Here is a 21,234-nt window from a genome sequence, read left to right on the forward strand (position 1 = left end):
TGAGCGCCGCCGGGGCCGGGCTAGCTCACGGCATCCGGAGCACGCTCCGTCAGAGTCTCCGACACCGGTTCGGCTCGCGGATCACGTGCCACTGGCGCGATGTCCGCGTCCCCCTCCGGCCGACGCAGCAGCTCGATGAGGATCGCGAGGACCAGCAGGCCCGCTCCGACTCCGATGACCACCCCGAACGACACCGGTCGCGTGACGATCAGCAGCGTCATCGCCGCGAGCGCACCGACGAGGAAGATCGGACCTCGGAAGCGGTCCACCCCTCGACCGAAGGCACCGGTCGTGAGGCCTCGCCGCTCGGCCGCACCGCGTACGGCCGAGAACCCGCTCTCGAGGAGTCCCCTGAACGCGACCGCCGTTCGACCCGAGCCTGCGAGCCACGCCCAGATCGCGATCAGCACACCGACGAGGGCGAGCGCGGCGATCGTTCCCGCAAGGAGCGACGTGAGCTGTTCGAACAGCGCCGTCGCCGCCGCGGCCGACATGATCGACGGGCTCACCGCGCGGATGAACACACCTCGCCCGATGCCCATGCCCGCCGTGAGCAGCAGGAACACGAGAGCGAAACCTGCGCTCGACCAGAAGAGCGCTCGAGGTCGATCGCGCATCAGCAGCACGCCGGCGACGAAGAGGCCGAGCACGAGCCACGGCAGCCAGAAGCCGCCGATGTCCGCGACCTGGTACACCGTGCGCACCAGTGCGAGGGCATCCGCCTGGGCGATGGGAATCGACCTGTCGATCTCGGGGATCACGTCGGCGAGGCCGATCCCGCGCTCCGACATCGCCTCTTTGACCCGGTCGATCACCACTCCGAGTTCGATCGTGACCGCACCGTCGTCGCCGAGCTGCACCGCCGTGCCCGGTGCGTTCTGGATGATCGCCGTGGCCCGCTCATGGGTGAAGCGCAGCGACTGCGTCCAGATGTCGGCGAACTGGTCTGACCGCACCACATCGCGCACCACTCCGTCGATCAGCGAGATCGCGCCGTTCGCGGCGGGGCCCTCGAGCAGCGAGATCGCCGTGTCGGCGCGCGGTGGAAGCCCGAGCGACCGGATGCCGTCGAACACCTCGCCGACGACCGCCGAGATGTCGACCTGCTCGTCTATCGCGGTGGTCACCTGATCGGCGACGAAATCCTGCACATCCGGATCGGACGCGAGCGGGGCGAATGTGGCGACGAAGCGCTCGGTGTCGACCAACTGCAGACGGGCCCAGGTTCCCATCGCGGCGACGGGCGCGAGCACCACAGCCAGCACGAGCAGGATCGCACCGACGACGCTCTTCGCTCGGAATCGTCGCTTCTTCGGCGTGCGGAGTTCGTCGTTCTCCCGTTCGAGCGCGACGACGCGCTCGCGGAGCTCATCCAGTTCACTCATCCGAGTCCCCTCCGTTCTGCGTCGCTCACCCGAAGGCGGCGATGCCCTTGCCGATGATCACCACACCCAGCACGAGAAGCAGCACCGTCATGATGACGGCGTTCTCCGCCTGCAGCCAGTCGCGCAATCTGCCCAGCGGCGCGCGCAGGCGCTCCGACGCGAGCAGGAATCCGACGACCGGGATCAACACCGTCGACGACGCGAGGATCGTGTAGATCACCACCACGACGACCATGTCTCCGACACCGAGCCCCGCGCCACCCAGAGTCACGCCGGCACTGGCTCCGAGCAGCAGGTTCTTGGGGTTCAGCGCCGCGAGCAGCAGTCCGAGCCCGAGTGCCGCGAAGAACGTCATCCCGTCGATCTGCGCCATCCACTTCGGCATCTCGGGCTGTGCGCCCGGCTTCGGCCGACCCCGCCATTGGCGCACCGCCATGAGCAGCATCAGCACACCGAGGACGAGCTGCACCACCCCGAGAATCGGAGTGGCTCCGTCGCCGGACTGGTCCGGGAGGACCGACGAGAGGGCGGCGAACAGCACAGCCACGATCACGATCCCCCCGAGCCATCCGACGAGGAAGCCGACCCCTGTGGAGCGGGCGCGGGGAGACATCAGCATCAGGATGCCGGCGATCACCGGCAGCGGGCTGATCGCGATGCCCACCGCGAGCGGCAGCAGCTGACCGATCACCGGACCCATGACGTCTCCCTCTCCTCGCCCGCTCGGCCGCTCAGCTCAGCAGCTTCTGCTTCGCGGCGGAGAACTCCTCCTCCGACAGCACGCCGGAGTCTCGCAGCGATGCCAGCTGCTGGAGCTTGGCGATCATGTCGTCTGCGCCGCCCGCAGCCGGAGGCGCAGGGGAGCTGCGGGAGCGGCTGCGTACTGCGCCGCCGCGTTCTGGGCTGCAGCATCTATCTGCGCCTGCTGCTGGGCGGCCTCGTACTGCTGCTGCTCGTACTGTCCTTCCGCCCGCTGCTGCTGGTGACGCATCGACGCCCCCGACACCGCCGACGCGGTTCCTGCGACGACTGCTGTTCTCGCGGCGAGTCCGATCAGTCCCGGACGGCCGAATCTCCTCAGAGGCATGTCACTCTCCTTCCTGCTCGAGGATGTCCATCATGGCGTTGACGACCGGGGCGGGGATGCGGTCGGTCCGCAGCACCTCTCCCCCGGCACGTGCGAGGTTCTCGGCGAGCGCCCTCGCGAAGGCGAGCTCGAGCACGACGATCGCGGCCGAGCTGCCGGCGGGCACGAGCTCGGCGAGCATCTCGATGTCCTCGTCGCCGGCGAGGCCTGCGGCCAGCGGGTCGAGCTCGCTGAGGCCCGGCACCTCGCCCGCTTCGAGGTCGAAGACCTCGATCTCCCCGTCGTCCGATTTCGCGAGGACGACGACATCGAGCAGTCGCACCGTCCCCGCGCCTATGAGGTCGTCCAGCGCTCCGAAGATGCTCGGATCCGGATGCCTCCCCTCGAACCCGACGAGGTAGTACTCCACGGGTCCGTAGCGGAAATCATTCATCTCGTGTTCCTCTCTCTGACGGTGCGCGCGCGCTGAGCTCTTCGATCGCCGCACGATTGGTGTCGAAGACCCTCTGGTCGTCGAGGATCCCCAGCTTCTTCAGTCGGTCTTCCGCCGATGCGCGCAGACGGCTGAACGACACCGTCACGCCATGGGATCGCATCGACTCCATGAGGCTCTCGAACGATTCCGCCGCGGTGACATCCGCATCGGTGACCGCCTCCATGTCGATGACGAGGTGGCGCACGGCACCCGGCCCCGGCGCCTCGACCGCCGAGCGCACCGCCGTCGCGAACGCATCCGCATTCGCGAAGAACAGCGGCGCAGCCATCCGCACCACGACGATCCCGGGTGCGGTCATCGCGCCCGGTTGCGCGGCGTCGAGCAGCGATGCCGTCGGCCGATCATCGTCGGCGAGCACGTCGATCGCCGGGCTCGACGCGCGCCTCGCCAGGTTGATGAGAGCGAGCACGAAGGCGATCAGGATGCCGGGGATGGAACCGACGAACAGCGTCACCAGGAAGCACACGGCGCCGATGGCGAACTCGAACCGATCGATCCGCCACAGTGCGGCGAATTCCCTGATGCCCAGCAGCGGGAGGATCGCGACCCCCACGATCGCGCCGATCGCGGGCGAGGGGATGTCCTCGAGCAGTCCGGTGCCGAACAGCAGCAGCAGCAGTGTCCCGGCGGCGAGCACGAGCGAGGGCAGCTGAGTGCGCGAGCCCGACTGGTCCATCGCCGCGGTGCGGCTGGTCGACGACCCGACGGCGAAGCTGCCCTGGGCCCCGGCGGCGATGTTCGCGACGCCGAACGCGAGCAGGTCTCGGTTCGGAGACGTGCGGTAATGCCGCTTCTCGCCGTACGAGCGGGAGACGAGCAGCCCCTCGGCCGTGGTCACGAGGGTCAGAGCCATGGCCGACGGCACGAGCAGCAGCCACGTCTGCCAGTCGAGCACGGGCCAGGTGAGGGTCGGTGCGCCCGCAGGCACCTCGCCGAGCACGGCCACGCCACGATCCGCGAGGCCGGTGCCGAGCACCACCACGGTGGCGAGCACCATCACGACGAGCGCCCAGGGCACCGCGCTCAGCATCCGCCGACCCAGCACGAGGATCGCGACCGACGCGATGGAGATCGCGAGCGACCACGGGTTCGTGGTGCCGAGACCCCCGACGAGACCCGCCAGCTTGTCGACGAACTCGCCGCCTGAATCGATCGAGACGCCCAGCATCTTGGCGATCTGCGAGACGAGGATGTCGAGGGCCAGGCCCCCGACGAATCCGACCAGGATCGGCTTCGAGAGGAAGTTCGCGAGGAATCCCAGTTTGAAGACCGCGAGCAGCACGAACATGACGCCGCAGATGATCGCCTGCGCGAGTGCCATGGTGATGTAGTCGTCTGAGCCGGCCGCGGCGAGGCCTCCGATCGAGGAGGCGACCAGCGCCGCCGCCGCCGCGTCCGGCGAGGCGACGAGCTGTCTCGACGAGACGACCAGCACGTAGACGATCGTCGGCACGACGAGTGCGTAGAGCCCTGCGGTCGGGGGAAGACCTGCGATCTGCGCATACCCGATGTTCAGGGGGATCGCGATCGCGAGGAGCGTGACGCCGGCGAGCAGTTCACGCACGAGGTTGTGACGGGTGACGCCGGCCAGCGGTCTCTGCACCTCGTCACCTCCGCGCTCGCGCCCTCGATGCGGGACGATGTGCCCATGCTGACATCGGTGCGTCGGCGGAGACGCCGCCGCTCACCCGAAGGGGGTGAAGGGCGCCGGTCACTCGATGGGCGGCGTCGTCTCGCTGTCCTGGCGCGGGATCCACACCTGGCGGATGACGATCAGGATCGATGCGGTGATCGGGATCGCGACGAGCGCCCCGAGCAGACCGAGAAGCGTGGCGCCGATCATCGCGCCGATGATCACGAGCACGCTCGGCACGGCGGCAGCGCGACCCATCACCCGCGGCGTGACGACGTAGGCCTCGATCTGGATGTAGGCGAAGTACGCGATCACGAAGATCAGCGCAGCCGTCGGGCTCACGAACAGCGTGGCGATGCCGCCGATCACGAGGAAGACCAGTGACCCGATCATCGGCACGAGGGTGACGAAGAACGCGGCGATCGCCAGCACCGCCGGCGCGGGCGACCCCACGAGCAGCTGGAGGACGAGCACCACGGCGGCATTGATGGACGACAGCGTGACTCCCCCGGCGACCACCCCGCCCACCGACGACGTCACCTCGTCGAGCAGTCGTGAGAAGCTCGCTCGCCGATAGGCGGGGACGAGCCGAGCGACTGACTGCTTGATGCTCTCCAGCGACGCGACGAAGTAGAGCGTCAGCACCGAGACCATCACGAAGCTCGACACCGCCCCGATGACTCCGAATCCCGCTTTCAGGACCCCTCCCGAGATCGTCAGGAACGATGACAGGGTCGTGAGCGACTGCACCCCCTCCGCGACCACCGCCGAGAGGTCGACGCCGAGATTGCGTTCGAGATCGAGGTACCACTGGCTCTGCTGCATCGACTCGATCGCCTCGGGCGCACCGACGACCACCGCGGCGAGCTGACGCACGATGGCCGGAACGACGACGAGCAGGATCGCGACGACGAGCAGCAGGAAGGCGACCGCGACGATCGCGACGCCGATGGGGCGGCTTACGCCGCGGCGCTCCAGCGCCCGCACCGCCGGATCGAGCCCGAGGGCGAGGAAGACGCCGAGGAAGATCGACATCAGCACGGTGGAGATGCCCGCGATCGTGGCGGCGATCGCCATCGCGAGAAGCACTCCGAGGGCGACCGCGAAACCCGAGCGCAGCGGATGCGCCGGGAGCACTCGCTGCAGACGACCCCACCGCGACGGGGTCGCCGGCGTGGCCACAGGATCCTGCGGGTCGGTCACATCCACACGAGGACTGTATCGAGGCGTCCGGACGGGTCCGGGCGGCCGCTCGCCCGCTCCGGGTGAGGGGGCGGCGATTTCGATGATGCTCGGTGCCACTATCACCACAGACAGAAACTCAACGAGAGGAGTCTGCAATGTCCATATGGGATAGCTTCTGGGCCATCATCTGGTGGTTCTTCTGGGCTTTCGTATTCATCTCCTACCTGATGGTGCTCTTCAACATCGTCGCTGACCTGTTCCGTGACCATGCGCTGAACGGATGGCTCAAAGCGCTGTGGATCATCTTCCTGGTCTTCGTGCCCTTCCTCACGGCACTGGTGTACCTGATCGCCCGCGGCCCCGGCATGGCAGAGCGCAACGTCTCGTCCATGCAGGCGCAGCAGCACGCGGCCGACAGCTACATCCGCAGCGTCGCCGGCAGCAGCCCGAGCGACGAGATCGACAAGGCGGCCAAGCTCCTGGCCTCCGGAACGATCACCGAGGCGGAGTTCGCCTCCATCAAGGCTCGGGCCCTGGCCTGACAGCCGAGACTGGGGCGGGCGGACAGATGCCTCGCGAACTCGGGGATGTGCAGATCCTCGTCGTGAGGATCGGATCCGACCGTCCCAGTCCTGCACTGCTCGAGTCGCTGCTGCGCCAGGTCGAGAGCAGCACGGTGCAGCTGCTCGACTTCTTCCTCCTGCATCGACGGAGCGAAGGGGCTACGACCTCACCGAGATCGACGAAGCCGAGTTCTCGCTCGCCGGTCTGTCACTGCAGATCGCAGGCCTGGTCGGCAGCGACGACGCCCGGCGCATCGCGATGGAGCTCCCTGTCGGCGCCTGGGCAGCCGTGGTTCTCGTGGAGCCGATGTGGTTCGCACAGCTCTCCTCCGACCTCGCCCGTCTCGGCCACCCGCTCATCGGAACCTATTCCGTGTCCGCGGCGACGGCCAACGCGGTCTGGGAGCGCGCCCGTCGCCGCACCTGAGGGTGGGATATCACCCGGGTGCGGAGCCTGCGCCTCACAGCGTGGTCCGCACGGCCTCCCGTCGCGACGACACCGCCAGCTTGCGATAGATCGACCGCTGATGGGTCTTCACCGTGTTGATGGACAGGCCCAGCTCGCTCGCGATCTCCGGGAGAGTGCGAGAGGTCTGCAGCTGCCGGAAGACGTCTCTCTCACGGTCGGACAGCGAGCCGGTCACGGGACTCGCTGCATCCGATGCCAGGCATCGGCCGATGAAGTCCTCGAATTCGGAGCCATGGTGCACGTGCTCGCTGAGGAGTCGCCGGACAGCCGTCTCCCGGCGCCCGAACGGCAGACGCACGTTCTCGCCTGACGCGACCGCGATCGCCGCCTCGCACAGGTCATGCGCCTTGTCGTGATCGCCCACGTGACGGCGCATGACCGCGGCCGTGATCAGCGTCGATGACTTGACGTACGAGACCTCCGCGAAGATGCGCATGGATCGCAGCATCTCCAACGCCGCGGCGTAGTCTCCACCCCGGCGGAGCACCCCGGCGAGCGCGACGCCGATGAGGGGGAGGTCGGGGATCGCCAGGTGTCGGCGAGCGATCCGCAGGGCTCGCTCCTCGTTTCCGACGGCCTCCTCGAGGAGTGCGATGGCCGACTCTCGGAACACGGGCCACGAGACGCCGTGGAGCAGTTCGAGGGGGATGTCCTGGACGCCGATCGCAGCCCGTCGGCATGCTGCGGCCTCGCCTCCCTCTGCGGCCGCGTACGCCAGCATCATCCGCGCGACCGCCGTGAATGACGGGTCATGCCCGCTGGTCAGAAGCACCGCCTCGAAGTGCCGCACCGCATCGTCGGTCTCACCCGCCCAGTAGGCGACCAGACCGGCTGCTGCTGAGGTGCTGCCGCCGGCATAGCCGATCGCGGCCGACAGCGCGGTGCCGGGTGCCTGGATCTCGGCGAGGGTTCTCTCCGCATCCGTGAACCGGCCCTCCCAGGTCTGGCCGAATGCGAGGTGGCCGAGCGCCCGCTTCCACAGCCCCACCTCGCCCGAGCCCTCGATCTCTCGGGCTGCGGCGCCGAAGTACTCGGCCGGAAGCGTGGGGTTGGTGGGATGCCGGATCTCCGACCATCCGATGAGGTAGTTGACGGCGGCGCGGTCGACCATGAGCTCTTTCGAGCTGGCGAGCAGCGAACGCAACGTGGAACCCGCCGACATCGCGTGCGCGCGGTCATCGGCGACGAACAGCTGTGCGATCGCGAGGGTCGTCGAGCATCCTCCCCGGCGCGCTGGTGTGCGGCCTCGGCGCGATCCAGCAGCTCGCGGGCGAGATGATGCTCGCCCAGCACATCCGTCGCGCAGGCTCGGACGGCGAAGATCTCGGCGTCGTCCGGGTGATAGCCCAGCAGGACGGTGGCGAGGCGCTCGACCTCGGCCGCGCACACTCCCATGACCAGACGCATCCAGTGGCGCATGAAGGTGGCTCTGGCCCCCGTCGGATCGTTCGCCCGCAGCGAGTGCGCGACCGACATCAGGGGATCGGTGGCCTCCCAGAACTGCGCCACGCGTCTATGACGCTCGGCGCTGCGCTCGGGATCCTTGCGAGCGATCTCGATGCACTGCCGAGCGAACGAGCCATGCCAGCGGTAGACGACGCCGTGCGGCGCCTCGAACCGGTCGAGGAAGAGCCCGAGCCTCACGCAGTCGTCGAGCAGCGACGCCGCATCAGCACGCCCGGTCACAGCGCTCGCGAGCTCTGGCGTGAGCTCATGGCAGATGGCGGCATCGAGCACGAACTCTCTGGTCTCGTCAGGCAGCGCGCTGAGCACGTGGTCGCGCACGTAGTCGCCGAGGAACGCGGATGCCGTCGCGGCGTCGGATGAGGGCGCGCCCCGCCGATCGCCACGAGCTTCACGGCGATCGGCCATCCGTGCGTCTCGCGCAGGATCGTCTCTGCGTCCAGCCCCGTCGCCCCCACGCCCGCGATCCGCTCGATCTCGGACCGCGTGAAGCGCAGTGTGTCGGATCCGACGAAGGCGCCGGGGTCCATCAGATGCTCCCGCGACAGCGTGATGTCCAGGAGGGTCGTTCCCACGAGCACCAGGTGGAGATTGTCCGGCGGCTGTTCGGCCAGCAGTCCGAGCAGTCCGTCTCGCCAGTGCTCACCGGCGCGCTGCGCGTCGTCGATGACGAGGTGCACGATGTCGTCGACCGTCTCGAGGCCCTCGCAGATCTCGGCGTAGGCACGCATCGGGTCGAGGAGACCGCGTGTGAGGGCGAGGGAGCGGCCCGCTCGCTCACTGCCGACGATCAGCGCATCGACCACTCCCTGCGCGAGGAACCCGGGTTCAGCATCCGACGGAGTCAGAGCGAGCCAGGCGAGTTCGTCGGTGCCGGATGCCCATTCGGCGACCGCCGTCGTCTTGCCGTACCCGCTCGGAGCGCTGACGACGCTGAGGTGCCGCCCGCTCGCCGCCTCGACCAGCGCATCGTTCACACGCGCTCGCCGCACGCCTCCCGGTTGTCGTTCCGGAGGGCGGAAGCGCACAGCGGGTACAGGACGAGACAGGCGCGTGGGGGAGGCCATGCCCTCAACCTAGCGACGGGCGGTATATCGGACAAGAGCATGTCTCCCTGACGATCACCAGTCGGTGGGAGCGATTCCACGTCGCCACGTCACCGACGACACCGTCCCGCGAGCCCTCACCCGCATCGGGTGAGGGACACGCCATCCGCGCCGTCCTCGGTGCACTCTGAGATCAGCGCGCCGGATCGTGCGCGGGGAGGTTCGCGATGACGGATGAGGCCGCCCATGGGTGAACTGCTGGTCACACTCATCCCCGTCGCGCTCGGAGTCGTCCTGAGCCCCTTGGCGATCATGGCTCTGGTGGCCGTGCTGCTCTCCCGACGAGCGAGTGCGAACGGCATCGCGTTCCTGATCGGGTGGGTCGTGGGGCTCGCCGGCCTTCTGGCGCTGGCTCTCTGGCTCTTCGGCGTCTTCGAGGTGCACGGGCTTCGCGAACCGCCGCTCTGGGTGCCGATCCTCCGCCTGGTGATCGGACTGTTCCTCGCGGGCGCCGCCGTCTGGGTCTACCGCAAGGGCTCTGCGCGCATCCGTCAGATGGCCGCCGCATCCTCGCCCCAGCAGGTGGTCGCGGCCGCTCCGCAGCTGCCGGGGTGGTTGCATGCCGTCGAGACGTTCCGACCCGTGCGCACCGGATTCCTCGGGCTGGCGCTCTTCGTGCTGAACCCCGTCGACGCGTCCTGCGCCATCATCGCGGCGCTCGACATCTCGCTCGCGCAGGTCGGCGACGACGCGGTCTGGGTCGCCCTGGCGTTCGTGGTCGTCGGCACGTTGCCGATCGCGGTGCCGGTGTTCTACGTCGCGATCCGAGGCGAGCGCTCGCAGCCGCTGCTCGACTCCGCCCGACGATGGGTCGCCGGAAACACCCATGTGATGAACGCCGCTCTGCTGCTCGTGATCGGCGCCCTCCAGCTGCAGAAGGGCATCTCAGGGCTCCTGTGAGCGAACGAATTCGTTGCGTCATGACGCACCATGACTCGCCCCGATCCACTTCGGGTCGGCCGGCTGCACTGCTCGGGAACACCGCGTTCCCGAGAGACGAAGGAGGCAGAGATGGTCCGTGAATTCCAAGGGAAGATCGAGCTCGACGTCCGCGATTCGCAGGCGGACTGGGACGCCTTCCTCGCCTCGCCGCCGCCGCAGGGGGCGCCGAACGTGCTGGTGGTGCTCTACGACGACACCGGTATGGCCGCGTGGTCCCCCTACGGAGGCAGGATCAACATGCCGACCATGGATCGGCTGGCGAAGAACGGTCTGACGTACTCGCAGTGGCACACGACCGCACTCTGCTCACCCACGCGTTCGACCTTTCTCACGGGCCGGAACCACCACCAGAACGGCTTCGCCACCATCTCGGAGTCGTCGACCGGATTCCCGGGCTACAACTCGCACATCCCCGAGTCGAACGCGACCATGGCACATGTCCTCCGCGACGCGGGCTGGGCGACTTTCTGGGTGGGCAAGAACCACAACGTCCCGATCGACGAGTGGACCGCGGGGGCGTCGAAGAAGCACTGGCCGCTGGCGCAGGGCTACGACCGCTTCTACGGCTTCATCGGCGGCGAGACGAACAACTGGTATCCCTCGCTCGCGGAGGACAACCATTACATCGATCAGCCCTATCTGCCGGAGCAGGGCTACCACCTGTCGAAGGACCTCGCCGATCAGGCGCTGACGATGATCCGAGACGTCAAGCAGACCGAGCCCGACAAGCCGTGGTACCTCTGGTTCTGCCCGGGTGCCAACCACGCGCCCCACCACGCGCCGCAGGAGTACATCGACAAGTACAAGGGCGCCTTCGACGACGGCTACGACGCCTATCGCGAATGGGTGCTCGCCCGGATGATCGAACGCGGCATCCTGCCGGAGGACACCGAGCTCACCGCGTTCAATCCGATGCCGGACGGCACGTTCAACCCCACCGACGAGGTGCGGCCCTGGGACACGCTGAATGACGAGGAGAAGGCGATGTTCTCGCGGATGGCCGAGGTCTACGCGGGATTCAGTGAGTACACCGACTCGCAGATCGGACGCATCGTGGACTATCTCGAGGATTCCGGTCAACTCGACAACACGCTGATCCTGTACTGCGCCGACAACGGGGCATCCGGTGAAGGCAGCCCCAACGGATCGGTCAACGAGGGCAAGATCTTCGGCGGCTACCCCGACGACGAGGCGGAGAACCTGCGGATGGTCGACAAGCTCGGCTCTCCCGAGACGTACAACCACTACCCCACCGGCTGGGCGGCCGCCTTCTCGACGCCCTACAAGATGTTCAAGCGTTACACCTATCAGGGCGGTGTCTGCGACCCTCTGGTGATTCACTGGCCCGCCGGAATGCGGGCGCGTGGCGAGGTGCGGCATCAGTACCACCACTCGACTGACATCGTGCCGACCATTCTGGAGGCGTGCGGGGTGCAGTTCCCCGACGTGTACAACGGCGTCGAGCAGACGCCGCTCGCGGGGGTCTCGATGACCTATTCATTCGATGCGGCCGCCGACGGGCCGACCGAGAAGCACACGCAGTACTACGAGATGCTCGGCCAGCGCGGCATCTGGCACGACGGGTGGAAGGCCGTCGCCGTGCACGGCCCCATGGCCGGCACGAGCGGGTTCGAGAACGACGAGTGGGAGCTTTACCACACGGATGTCGACAGGGCGGAGGCCGTGAACCTGGCGGCCGAGCACCCGGATCGTCTCGAGGAGCTCAAGGCGCTCTGGATGGAAGAGGCGAAGGCCAACGATGTGCTGCCCCTGAACGACCTGCAGATCATCGGCAACCCGAAGGACTTCGAGACCTTCGTCGCGATGGAGTTCCACCAGCCGGCGCCGCCGTCCGGACGTTTCGTGTACTACCCGGGCACGACTGAGGTGCCGGAGCGCTCTGCGGCGAACACGCACAACGTGTCGTACAAGATCGCGGCCGAGATCGAGTTCACGCCCGAGACCGAGGGCGTCATCTTCGCCCACGGCTCACGGTTCGGCGGCCATGCGCTCGTCGTGAAGGACGGCGAGGTGCATTACCTCTACAACTTCCTCGGGATCCCGCCGGAGGATCGCGTCTCCGCTCCTGCGCCGACCTCCGGCAGACACATCATCGGCGTGGAGTTCACCAAGGAGGGCATGGGCGAGCACCGCGAGGGCGTCGGTCCGGTGAAGCTGTACATCGACGAGCAGCAGGTCGGCGAGAAGAGGATCCGGACCGTGCTGGGACACTTCTCGCTCTGCGGCGAGGGACTGACGATCGGCCGTGACAGCGCCGACCCCGTCTCGTCTCTGTACGGCTACGGGTTCGACTTCACCGGAGGAGAGATCGCGCAGGTGGTGTTCGACATCGCTGATGACGCCTACCTCGACCTGGAGGCGCATCTGGCCGCGGCGATGGCCAGGGATTGACGGAGCGCGCACCCGGGATCTCGGCATCCCGGGTGCGCAGTCTCTCGCAGATAGGTTGTGCACAATTTAATCGCGTGCAATACTCGAGGTATGGCCGTGACCGATGAGATGGTGTGCTTCTCGCTGTACTCCGCCGCCCGAGCGACGACGCAGGCGTACCGTGCCCTCCTGGCGCCGTGGGGTCTGACCTACCCGCAGTACCTCGTGCTCGCGATCCTCTGGATGGAGGGCGAGCAGACGATCGGCTCGCTGGGCGACGCCATGCAGCTCGACTCCGGCACCCTCTCCCCCTGGTCCGCCGCCTCGAGCAGGCGGGCTATGTCGCGCGGGCCCGCAGCTCGGCTGATGAGCGCGTCGTCACCGTGCGCCTGACCGACACCGGCATGGCTCTGCGCACCGAAGTCGCTCCGGTTCACACCAAGATCGCCGCCCTCGCCGGAATGCAGGACGACGACCAGCGTCACCGCCTGATCACCGAGCTGCAGGAGCTCACCGCACGCCTGCAGCTCGCCGACTGACCCCAACCCGGAAGGAGTCCACACGATGGACGCTCTCTACACCGCCGAAGCACTCGCCACCGGAGCCGGACGAAACGGCCGCGTCACCACAGGCGAGGGCCGACTCGACCTCGACCTCGCCATCCCGAAGGAGATGGGCGGCAGCGGCGACGGCGCCAACCCCGAGCAGCTGTTCGCGGCCGGGTACGCCGCCTGCTTCCACTCCGCGCTGCAGACCGTCGCGCGTGCGCAGAAGGTGAAGATCACCGATTCGTCGGTCGGGGCCCGCGTGCAGATCGGGTCGAACGGCGAGGGCGGATTCGGCCTCGCCGTGCAGCTCGAGGTCGTCATCCCCGACCTTCCGCACGAGCAGGCCCAGGCGCTCGCAGACGCCGCCCACCAGGTCTGCCCGTACTCCAACGCGACGCGCGGCAACATCGACGTCGCGATCACCGTCTCCGACGACTGATCCCGCTCGACCTCCACCACGACCGATCCCACAAGGAGAACATCATGCGCGCCCTCACCCACGAGACCTTCGGAGAACCCGAAGAGGTCCTCACCGTCACCGAGCGTCCGACGCCGGAGCCCGGCCCCGGGCAGGTCCGACTGAAGATCGTCCTCTCGCCCATCCACAACCACGACCTGTGGACCATCCGCGGCACCTACGGCTTCAAGCCGGAGCTCCCGGCAGCATCGGGCACCGAGGCTCTGGGAATCGTGGATGCTCTCGGCGAGGGCGTCGACGATCTCTCCGTCGGTCAGCGCGTCGCGACGGGAGGCACCTTCGGCGCCTGGGCGGAGTACGTCGTCGCGAACGCCGCGGGCCTCATCCCCGTGCCGGAGTCGCTCAGCGACGAGAGCGCCGCGCAGCTCGTGTCGATGCCGTTCAGCACCATCAGCCTGCTGCACTTCCTGGGCGCCGAGAAGGGCGACTGGATCGTCCAGAACGCGGCGAACGGCGCGGTCGGTCGCATGCTGGCACAGCTCGGCGCCGCTCGTGGCATCAACGTCATCGGGCTCGTCCGGCGCTCGGCCGGGGTCGATGAACTGCGCGAGCAGGGCATCGAGAACGTGGTCTCCACGGATGCGGACGACTGGCGCGAGCAGGTCGCCGCGATCACCGGTGGCGCGCACGTCGCCTTCGGCATCGACTCGGTGGGCGGCTCGTCGGCCGGCGACGTCCTGTCGCTCCTCGGCGAGGGTGGCACTCTCGTCGCGTTCGGTGCCATGAACTCCCCCACGATGGAGATCGCCTCGGGCGATGTCATCTTCAAGCAGGCGACCGTCAAGGGCTTCTGGGGCAGCAAGGTGATCCAGACCATGGATGCCGGCACGCGCGGCGCCCTGTTCGGCGAACTGATCCAGCGCGTCAGCGACCGCACGCTGACCCTGCCCGTCGCCGGCGTCTTCGATGCGGCAGATGCCGCCGAGGCAGTCCGCGCGAGCAACACCGCGGGCCGGGTGGGCAAGGTTCTCCTGCAGTTCTGACCTGGTCAGGCGCAGGGCGGTCGGATTACTTGACAGCGGCAATTAATGCCGCCTACGCTGACGGTGACATCGAGATCGATCGAACACACCGGAGTGCGATGACCGACACCCTGCGCCTCACCTGGGACGCCCCCGCCACCCGCTGGGAGGAGGCGACGCCCCTCGGCAACGGCCGCATCGGCGCGATGGCGTTCGGCGGCTCCGACGGCCACTATCAGCTGAACGACTCGACGATCTGGTCGGGAACGCCCGACGGCCCCGCTCGCGCATTGCAGAAGGTGCGTGACGGGGGTGCCGGTCCCGAACGGCTCGCGGCCGTCCGTGAGGCCCTCGCAGCCGCCGACGTGCGCCGGGCGGAGGAGCTGCTGATGGCGTTCGAGGGCCCCTACTCGCAGGAGTTCCTCCCTCTCGCCGATCTGCTCGTGCGCGTGGCGGACGCTCGATCGGATGAGACCATCCCCGCTCGCATCCTCGATCTCGACAGGGCGACCCTCGTCGAGTCACTGCGAACCCCCGCCGGTCGAGTGACGCGACGGTCCTGGGTCTCAGCTCCGGCTCACGCCCTGATCATCGAGCTCACCTCGGACGACGAGTTCGAGACCACCATCGAGCTGTCCACCCCGCTCCGCGGTCGCGTCGTCGACGTGTCCGACGCGCTCGTGCTGGATGTGCAGGTTCCGATCGACGGCGCCCCGCTGCACGAGGACTCCGTCGACCCCCTGCGCTATGCCGACGACGATGCCGAGTTCGACGCCTACGCGGCCGTCGCCGTCTCCCTCGACTCGGATGGCGAGGTGGGTCGCCGCGACGATCGCATCGTCGTCCGCCATGCCCGCCGCCTGCTGATCGCCCTGTCCACTTCGTCGCGCGCCGGGTCGTGGTGGGCCGACGCCGACGGGGACTGGCGGATCGCCTCACGCGAGGCGATCCGGGATCGCGCACGAGAGAGGGCGGAGGCCGCGGCTCAGCGCGACGCCTCGTCTCTCCTCGCCGAACACGTCGCCGACCGGCGCCGCATGACTCGGGCGCGATTCGCGATCGGCAGTCGGCGTGAGGGCGAGTGGAGCGTCGATCGCGACGTTCTCCGCGGCTCCGACCCCCTGCTCCGCGCGACGATCGCCGCTGAATTCGGGATGTACCTCCTCGCGTCGAGCTCTCGTGCCGGCAGCCCTGCGGCCAACCTGCAGGGGATCTGGAACGACCAGCTGCAACCGGCCTGGTCGTCGAACTACACGATCAACATCAACACCGAGATGAACTACTGGGCGGCGCCGATGCTGCTCGATCCTGATGTCCTCGAGCCGTTGATCTCCCTCGTCGAGCGCCTCGCCCGCACAGGCTCCGACACCGCCAGGGAGCTGTACGGAACACGCGGATGGGTCGCCCATCACAACAGCGACGTCTGGGGGTGGAGCCTGCCGGTCGGCGACGGGCACGGCGCGGCGAGCTGGGCGATATGGATGATGGGCGGTGTCTGGCTCACCCACAACCTCTGGGACGCGTACGAGTTCGGTGGCGACGATGAGCTGCTCCGCGCTCGCATCTGGCCGCTGATGCGGGGCGCGGTGGAGTTCTGCCTCGACTGGCTGACTCCGGGCCCCGACGGGCACCTGCACACCTCGCCGTCGACGGCCCCCGAGAACTCCTATGTGGCCGCCGACGGTCTGCCGACGCCGCTCGGCCTGACCGCGACGTCGGATCTCAGCCTCATCGGCTCGCTCTTCGAGCGCGCGCTCGTCGCGATCCGCCGACTCGGCATCGACGACGCACTGGAAGCCGAGGTGCGCGAGGCGCTGGCAGCCCTCGCTCCATTGCGTGTCGGCTCCGACGGCCGACTGCTCGAATGGTCCGAAGAGGTCGACGAGCATGAACCGCTGCATCGGCACCTCTCCCCCGTGGTCGGACTTTTCCCCCTCGACCAGGTGACGCCCGAGCGGACTCCGGAGCTGTTCGACGCGTCTGTGGCGCTCATCGACGCACGCGGGCCGGGAGCCATGGGCTGGTCGTGGGCGTGGAAGGTGGCACTGCGCGCCAGGGCACGGCAGGGCGACATCGCCGCATCGCTGCTCGAGGAGGCGCTGACGCCGTTCGACGGCGACGCCACGCGGCACGGGCCCGTCGACGGCTCGGAGTGGGGAGGCCTGCTCCCCAACCTCTTCAGCACGCATCCGCCCTTCCAGATCGACGGCAACCTCGGATTCCCCGCCGCGATCACCGAGATGCTCGTGCAGAGCCACGGCGGCACAGTGCGTCTGCTTCCCGCGCTCCCCGCATCCTGGACCCACGGAGACGTCCAGGGCATCGCCGTGCGACCGGGCCTCGTGCTCGACCTCGCCTGGGCGGACGGGCGGGTGATATCGGGTGCGCTCCGCAACCCCGGCGAGCGCGACAGGGAGGTCTCCGTCTCGAACGGCGAGCGGGAGGCGATCATCGCTGTGCCGCCGGGCGCTCGGATCGACCTCGCCGATCATGATCTTCTCTTCTCCGCGTCGGCCGACCAGGAGGAGTCCCGTGCGCGGTGAGGTGCGTGATGTCGTCGCCCCCACCACGCAGACCGAGCCTGATGACTTCGATGCCTTCTGGGCGGACACGATCGCTCGCACTCGGAGCTTTCCGCTCGACCTCTCCGTGACCCCGATGCCCACGCGTCTCACTCAGATAGACGTGTACGACGTGTCGTTCCGCGGGTACGGCGGAACACCGATCCATGCCTGGCTGCGCGTGCCGCACGGTGCCGCGGAGCCCCTCCCCGGGCTCGTGCAGTTCTTCGGCTACGGCAACGGCCGAGGTCATGCCCTGCGCGATCTGCGATGGGCTGCCGCGGGCTACGCGCACTTGGTGGTGGACGCGCGGGGGCAGGGACACGGCGACACCGATGACGATCATGCCGACGGCGGTCCGTCCGCCGGCGGATTCCTCACCCGCGGCATCCGCTCGCCTCAGGAGTACTACTACCGCAGGGTGTATGCGGATGCCGTGCGAGCCGTCGACGCGCTCCGTGCCGTCGACGTCGTCGACGCGGCTCGCGTCGGTGCGGTGGGCGCGAGCCAGGGAGGCGGAATCGCGCTCGCGATCGCCGGCCTGGTCCCCGACCTCGCCGTCGCGATCGTGCAGGCACCTTTCCTCTGCGAACTCGACCGGGCCGCCACGCTGAGCACCGAGCACCCGTACGCCTTGCTCACGCAGTACTTCGCGGATCGGCGCGGCGACGCCGCAGCGGCTCTCGAGACGCTCCGATATTTCGACGGGATCAACCACGCGAAGCGTGCGACGGCCCCGGCTCTGCTGAGCACGGGACTCCTCGACGGCATCGCGCCGCCCGAGACCGTGCTGCCCGCATTCGCCGCGTACGGCGGCCATAAGACCGTGGTCCTGTGGCCGTACAACGGGCACGAGGCCGGCGGAGACCTCGACGAGGAGAACGCCCTGGAGTTCGCGGCCGAGCACCTGGGCCTGCACAGCCGACCGCCTCTCGGCGGATTCGCTACGATAGCCGACACGACACGAAGGACCTGATGGACCACGACACCGCAGCGCGAACCACCCTGATCCGCTCGGCGTCCGACGCGGGATCACGGGTCTTCGAGACGATCCTGACGCGCAGTCCCATCAGCCGGATCGACATCGCCCGCCAGACGGGGCTCTCCCAGGCCGCTGTCACGAAGGCGGTGGCCCCGCTCGTCGCGGCCGGCCTCGTCGACGCGCCGCCCGCCTCGCATCGCGACGGCACCCCCGGACGCCCGGTGAGCCCTGTCTCCATCGTCCTCGAGTCGATGGTCATGATCGGCGTCAAGGTCAACGTCGACGAGATCATCGCCGTCGCGACCGATCTCGCCACGACCGTGCTCGCCAGCACCCGTCGTGCGCTTCCCGCCGACGATCCCCACACCGTCATCGACGCCATCTCCGACGTCGTCGCCGCGCTCGCGGCCGAGCTCGGCGAGAGCGCGTCGGCCATCGCGGGAGTCGGAGTGTCGGTGTCGGGTGACGTCGACAGCATCACCGGGATCGTGCGCGAGTCGAACATCATGGGGTGGGCGGACGTGCCGCTCGGCGACCTGCTCCAGGAGCGCCTCCCCTGGCCCGTCACGCTCGAGAACGACGTGCACGCGCTGACGATCGGAGAGCACTGGTTCGGTGTCGGGCTCGGCACCGCCTCGTTCGCGATCGTCACCATCGGACGCGGGATCGGCAGCGGACTGCACCTCAACGGAGAGGTCGTGAGCGGGGCGTTCGGTGTCGCGGGCGAGATCGGGCACCTGCCGCTCGCCGATCCGGCACTCGTCTGTCCGTGCGGGCGTCGCGGCTGCGTCGAGGCCGCCGCCTCGACCGGAGCGATCGAGGCGGCGGTCTCCGGTGCCCTCGGCCGGCCGGTCGCGATCGATGAAGCCGTGGCTCTCGCCCACGCCGGAGACGCCGACGCCGACGCCGCATTCCGCGAAGCGGCCCGCCTCATCGGCACGGCCATCGCCACACTCGTTAACCTCACCGGTCCCGAAGTCGTCATCATCGGCGGCGAGGGCGTCTCGGACTTCGACCTGTTCGAGAAGACCCTGCACGACGCGTTCGAGGCGCACGCGTTCGGCGCTGCGGCGCGCTGCCGCATCCTGACCCGTCCGCACACCTTCGAGGACTGGGCGCGAGGCGCATCCGCCGCCGCCATCCAGTCGCTCGTGCGCTGACCGTTCGGGACGAGCGGAAGAGAGGGGACGGATGCCATCGGCATCCGTCCCCTTCTCTTGCCCAGCCCGCCACGGTCCGCAGCGCAGAGATGCGCGGGACGGATGATCCGTCCCGCGCATCCCGTGTCGATCAGAGTGCGTCGTACGCGGTCTGCAGCAGCTCCAGGTAGCGTGCGAGCCCGAGGCCCTCGATGTCGGCGACGTACGCGTCCCACGCGCCGTCGTCCGTGATGTCGCGCTGCCCCGTGACGAACTCCGCCTGGGCCTGCGTGATGTAGGTGGCGATGTTCGTCTGCAGCTCCGCGAGCTCGGCCGAGGTCTCGAGGTCGGGCCACAGCTTCTCGATCGGGAAGATCACGCTCTCGTCGGGCTGGAAGGGCTCGTACTCCTGCGTCGCGTAAAGCAGACGTCGCTCGTATCCGTCGGGCGTGTAGATGTCCTCCGGCACGACCTGGGCGTTGCGGAACTCCAGCGAGTCCCAGTACTGCGACATCGAACGCCACGCGGCGTTGGAGGTCTCGTCATACGTGATGGGACGGAATGTCGGCTCGAGCTCGGGGTCGAGCGCGAGGTCGCCGTCGACCGCGGGCACCCACGCCTCCCCCTCCGGTCCCATCGACGCGCGGATCTGGCCCTCGTCCGTCGCGAGGTAGTCGAGCAGCTTGATGGCCTCGATGCGCTCGTCCTCGGTCGACTTGTTGGTCAGCGCGAACGTGCCCACCGGATTCACCGGCGACCGCCACGTGGCGAGCTGAGTGCCGTCCGGACCCGCGATCGGCGCGACCGCGTCGTAGTTCTTGTCACGTCCGTCAGGAGAGTCCGCCGAGACGAACACGTACGGGTGCAGCGTGACGGCGGAGCCGAGGATCTGCGCGTCCCCGCTGTCTCCGAGCGCCTTGAGGGCGTCGCCGTTCTGCGTGAACGCCCCGGTGTCGAGCAGCCCTTCCTGCGCCAGCGACGTGATGTACTCCAGCCCCGCCCGCCAGCTGTCCGAGGTGGCGTTCAGCGCGACCTCATCGCCGTCGAGCACGAGAGGCGGCGGGCTCGAGGGTCCGCCGACCGGCGCATAGGTGAAGGCGTTCATCAGATAGTTGATGATCGGCTCCGACGCCGAGCCGCTCAGCGGCACCTCGTCGGCGGCGCCGTTGCCGTTCGGGTCGCCGTCCTTGAAGGCGCGCAGCACCGTGCGCAGCTCCTCGGTGGTGGTCGGCTGCTCGAGTCCCAGGGCGTCGAGCCAGGTCGTGTTCATCCAGAGCTTCGACGGGTAGCTGCAGTGGAAGCACTCGCTCCACTGGGTGATCGCGTAGATGTGGCCGTCAGGCGCGGTGACCGACTGCTTCCAATCGGGCTTCTCCTCGAATCGCTCGGCGAGGTTGGGGGCGTATTCGTCGATGAGGTCTTCGAGGGGCACGAGCACCCCCTGCTGCCCGTACTTGAGGATCTCATTGCGCGAGAATCCGTCGACCCACGGCACGAGGAAGTACGCGTCGGGGTAGTCGCCGCTGGCGAGCGAGATCTGTCTCTTCTCCCCCGCGACGCTGCCGTCGTAGGTCGTGGTCTGCCAGTCGAAGTCGATGTCGAACTTCTTCTCGACCTCCTGGGTGAACAGATTGTCCTTGAGCGAGCCGTTCTCGCCTTGCGGGCCGAATGCGACGAGCTGGCCGTTGTCGTCGCTCGCCGGGGTGCAGGCGGCGAGCGCCAGTCCCGTCGCGACGACGGTGACCGCCGCGATCGCGCCTCGTGTGATGCGGTGTGTCATTGCCGGAATCTCCTTTGACCGGTTCAGGTGTGCGGGTGTGTGTGGTGGGTCTGTGAGAGGAGT

At 68.4% G+C, this 21,234-nt stretch carries 21 protein-coding genes; 11 read left to right on the forward strand and 10 right to left on the reverse strand.

Annotation, left to right across the window (positions count from 1 at the left end; genetic code table 11):
* Window positions 1-20 precede the first annotated feature (20 nt).
* From ACZZ93_RS04285 to ACZZ93_RS04315, 7 genes are all read right to left on the reverse strand, one after another.
* Window positions 21-1,385: a coiled-coil domain-containing protein gene (locus ACZZ93_RS04285; protein WP_463510530.1), complete on the reverse strand. Its 1,365-nt coding sequence runs from the start codon at window positions 1,383-1,385 to the stop codon at window positions 21-23.
* 25 nt (window positions 1,386-1,410) lie between these two features.
* Window positions 1,411-2,085: a GAP family protein gene (locus tag ACZZ93_RS04290; protein WP_072591091.1), complete on the reverse strand. Its 675-nt coding sequence runs from the start codon at window positions 2,083-2,085 to the stop codon at window positions 1,411-1,413.
* A gap of 31 nt (window positions 2,086-2,116) precedes the next feature.
* Complete coding sequence (locus tag ACZZ93_RS04295) at window positions 2,117-2,212, reverse strand: SHOCT domain-containing protein (protein ID WP_463510531.1); 96 nt, start codon at window positions 2,210-2,212, stop codon at window positions 2,117-2,119.
* Window positions 2,209-2,472: an SHOCT domain-containing protein gene (locus ACZZ93_RS04300; protein WP_463510532.1), complete on the reverse strand. Its 264-nt coding sequence runs from the start codon at window positions 2,470-2,472 to the stop codon at window positions 2,209-2,211. Before ACZZ93_RS04300 ends, ACZZ93_RS04295 begins: the two co-directional genes overlap by 4 nt.
* Before the next feature lies 1 nt (window position 2,473).
* Window positions 2,474-2,905, reverse strand: a complete 432-nt coding sequence (locus ACZZ93_RS04305) for a DUF6325 family protein (RefSeq protein WP_053095726.1) — start codon at window positions 2,903-2,905, stop codon at window positions 2,474-2,476.
* Complete coding sequence (locus ACZZ93_RS04310; RefSeq protein ID WP_295101634.1) at window positions 2,898-4,571, reverse strand: SulP family inorganic anion transporter; 1,674 nt, start codon at window positions 4,569-4,571, stop codon at window positions 2,898-2,900. The genes ACZZ93_RS04305 and ACZZ93_RS04310 overlap by 8 nt, the downstream gene beginning before the upstream one ends.
* Window positions 4,572-4,679: 108 nt before the next feature.
* On the reverse strand, window positions 4,680-5,810 hold the full coding sequence (locus tag ACZZ93_RS04315; RefSeq protein ID WP_463510533.1) for an AI-2E family transporter: 1,131 nt from the start codon (window positions 5,808-5,810) through the stop codon (window positions 4,680-4,682).
* A 131-nt stretch (window positions 5,811-5,941) separates the two neighbouring features.
* Between ACZZ93_RS04315 and ACZZ93_RS04320 the strand changes: the two genes are divergently transcribed.
* Together ACZZ93_RS04320 and ACZZ93_RS04325 are read left to right on the forward strand one after the other, a co-directional pair.
* Complete coding sequence (locus tag ACZZ93_RS04320; RefSeq protein WP_053095723.1) at window positions 5,942-6,328, forward strand: SHOCT domain-containing protein; 387 nt, start codon at window positions 5,942-5,944, stop codon at window positions 6,326-6,328.
* Between the two features lie 280 nt (window positions 6,329-6,608).
* Window positions 6,609-6,776 (forward strand): hypothetical protein, encoded by a 168-nt coding sequence (locus ACZZ93_RS04325; RefSeq protein WP_463510534.1) that lies wholly within the window; start codon window positions 6,609-6,611, stop codon window positions 6,774-6,776.
* Window positions 6,777-6,810: 34 nt separating this feature from the next.
* On the opposite strand, the gene ACZZ93_RS04330 is transcribed toward ACZZ93_RS04325, so the two are convergent.
* Both ACZZ93_RS04330 and ACZZ93_RS04335 read right to left on the reverse strand, forming a co-directional pair.
* Window positions 6,811-7,929, reverse strand: a complete 1,119-nt coding sequence (locus ACZZ93_RS04330; RefSeq protein WP_463510535.1) for a helix-turn-helix transcriptional regulator — start codon at window positions 7,927-7,929, stop codon at window positions 6,811-6,813.
* Window positions 7,930-8,500: 571 nt separating this feature from the next.
* Window positions 8,501-9,349, reverse strand: a complete 849-nt coding sequence (locus ACZZ93_RS04335; RefSeq protein WP_463510536.1) for an AAA family ATPase — start codon at window positions 9,347-9,349, stop codon at window positions 8,501-8,503.
* Between the two features lie 225 nt (window positions 9,350-9,574).
* Here ACZZ93_RS04335 and ACZZ93_RS04340 point away from each other — a divergent pair, with 225 nt between their 5' ends.
* From ACZZ93_RS04340 to ACZZ93_RS04380, 9 genes are all read left to right on the forward strand, one after another.
* Complete coding sequence (locus tag ACZZ93_RS04340; protein WP_072591087.1) at window positions 9,575-10,288, forward strand: GAP family protein; 714 nt, start codon at window positions 9,575-9,577, stop codon at window positions 10,286-10,288.
* A 111-nt stretch (window positions 10,289-10,399) separates the two neighbouring features.
* The gene (locus ACZZ93_RS04345; protein ID WP_400340819.1) at window positions 10,400-12,742 is read left to right on the forward strand and encodes an arylsulfatase; all 2,343 of its coding nucleotides are present in this window, start codon (window positions 10,400-10,402) and stop codon (window positions 12,740-12,742) included.
* A 90-nt stretch (window positions 12,743-12,832) separates the two neighbouring features.
* Window positions 12,833-13,114, forward strand: coding sequence for a MarR family winged helix-turn-helix transcriptional regulator (locus tag ACZZ93_RS04350; RefSeq protein WP_463510537.1), 282 nt, complete (start codon window positions 12,833-12,835; stop codon window positions 13,112-13,114).
* Window positions 13,033-13,260, forward strand: a complete 228-nt coding sequence (locus ACZZ93_RS04355) for a transcriptional regulator, SarA/Rot family (RefSeq protein ID WP_463511721.1) — start codon at window positions 13,033-13,035, stop codon at window positions 13,258-13,260. Before ACZZ93_RS04350 ends, ACZZ93_RS04355 begins: the two co-directional genes overlap by 82 nt.
* 25 nt (window positions 13,261-13,285) lie before the next feature.
* Window positions 13,286-13,708: an organic hydroperoxide resistance protein gene (locus ACZZ93_RS04360; RefSeq protein WP_053095718.1), complete on the forward strand. Its 423-nt coding sequence runs from the start codon at window positions 13,286-13,288 to the stop codon at window positions 13,706-13,708.
* Between the two features lie 44 nt (window positions 13,709-13,752).
* A complete protein-coding gene (locus tag ACZZ93_RS04365; protein WP_463510538.1) occupies window positions 13,753-14,730 on the forward strand; it encodes a zinc-binding dehydrogenase in 978 nt (325 codons plus the stop codon).
* A gap of 98 nt (window positions 14,731-14,828) precedes the next feature.
* Window positions 14,829-17,252, forward strand: a complete 2,424-nt coding sequence (locus ACZZ93_RS04370; RefSeq protein WP_463510539.1) for a glycosyl hydrolase family 95 catalytic domain-containing protein — start codon at window positions 14,829-14,831, stop codon at window positions 17,250-17,252.
* Window positions 17,242-18,246, forward strand: coding sequence for an acetylxylan esterase (locus tag ACZZ93_RS04375; protein WP_463510540.1), 1,005 nt, complete (start codon window positions 17,242-17,244; stop codon window positions 18,244-18,246). The genes ACZZ93_RS04370 and ACZZ93_RS04375 overlap by 11 nt, the downstream gene beginning before the upstream one ends.
* Window positions 18,246-19,412, forward strand: a complete 1,167-nt coding sequence (locus ACZZ93_RS04380; protein ID WP_083569309.1) for an ROK family transcriptional regulator — start codon at window positions 18,246-18,248, stop codon at window positions 19,410-19,412. The genes ACZZ93_RS04375 and ACZZ93_RS04380 overlap by 1 nt, the downstream gene beginning before the upstream one ends.
* A 130-nt stretch (window positions 19,413-19,542) precedes the next feature.
* Here the strand turns inward: ACZZ93_RS04380 and ACZZ93_RS04385 are convergent, their stop codons facing one another.
* Window positions 19,543-21,171 carry an extracellular solute-binding protein gene (locus ACZZ93_RS04385; protein ID WP_053095713.1) on the reverse strand — a complete coding sequence of 543 codons (1,629 nt, stop codon included), beginning with the start codon at window positions 21,169-21,171 and terminating at the stop codon, window positions 19,543-19,545.
* Window positions 21,172-21,234 lie beyond the last annotated feature (63 nt).

The organism is Microbacterium sp. AC026 (assembly GCF_979258475.1).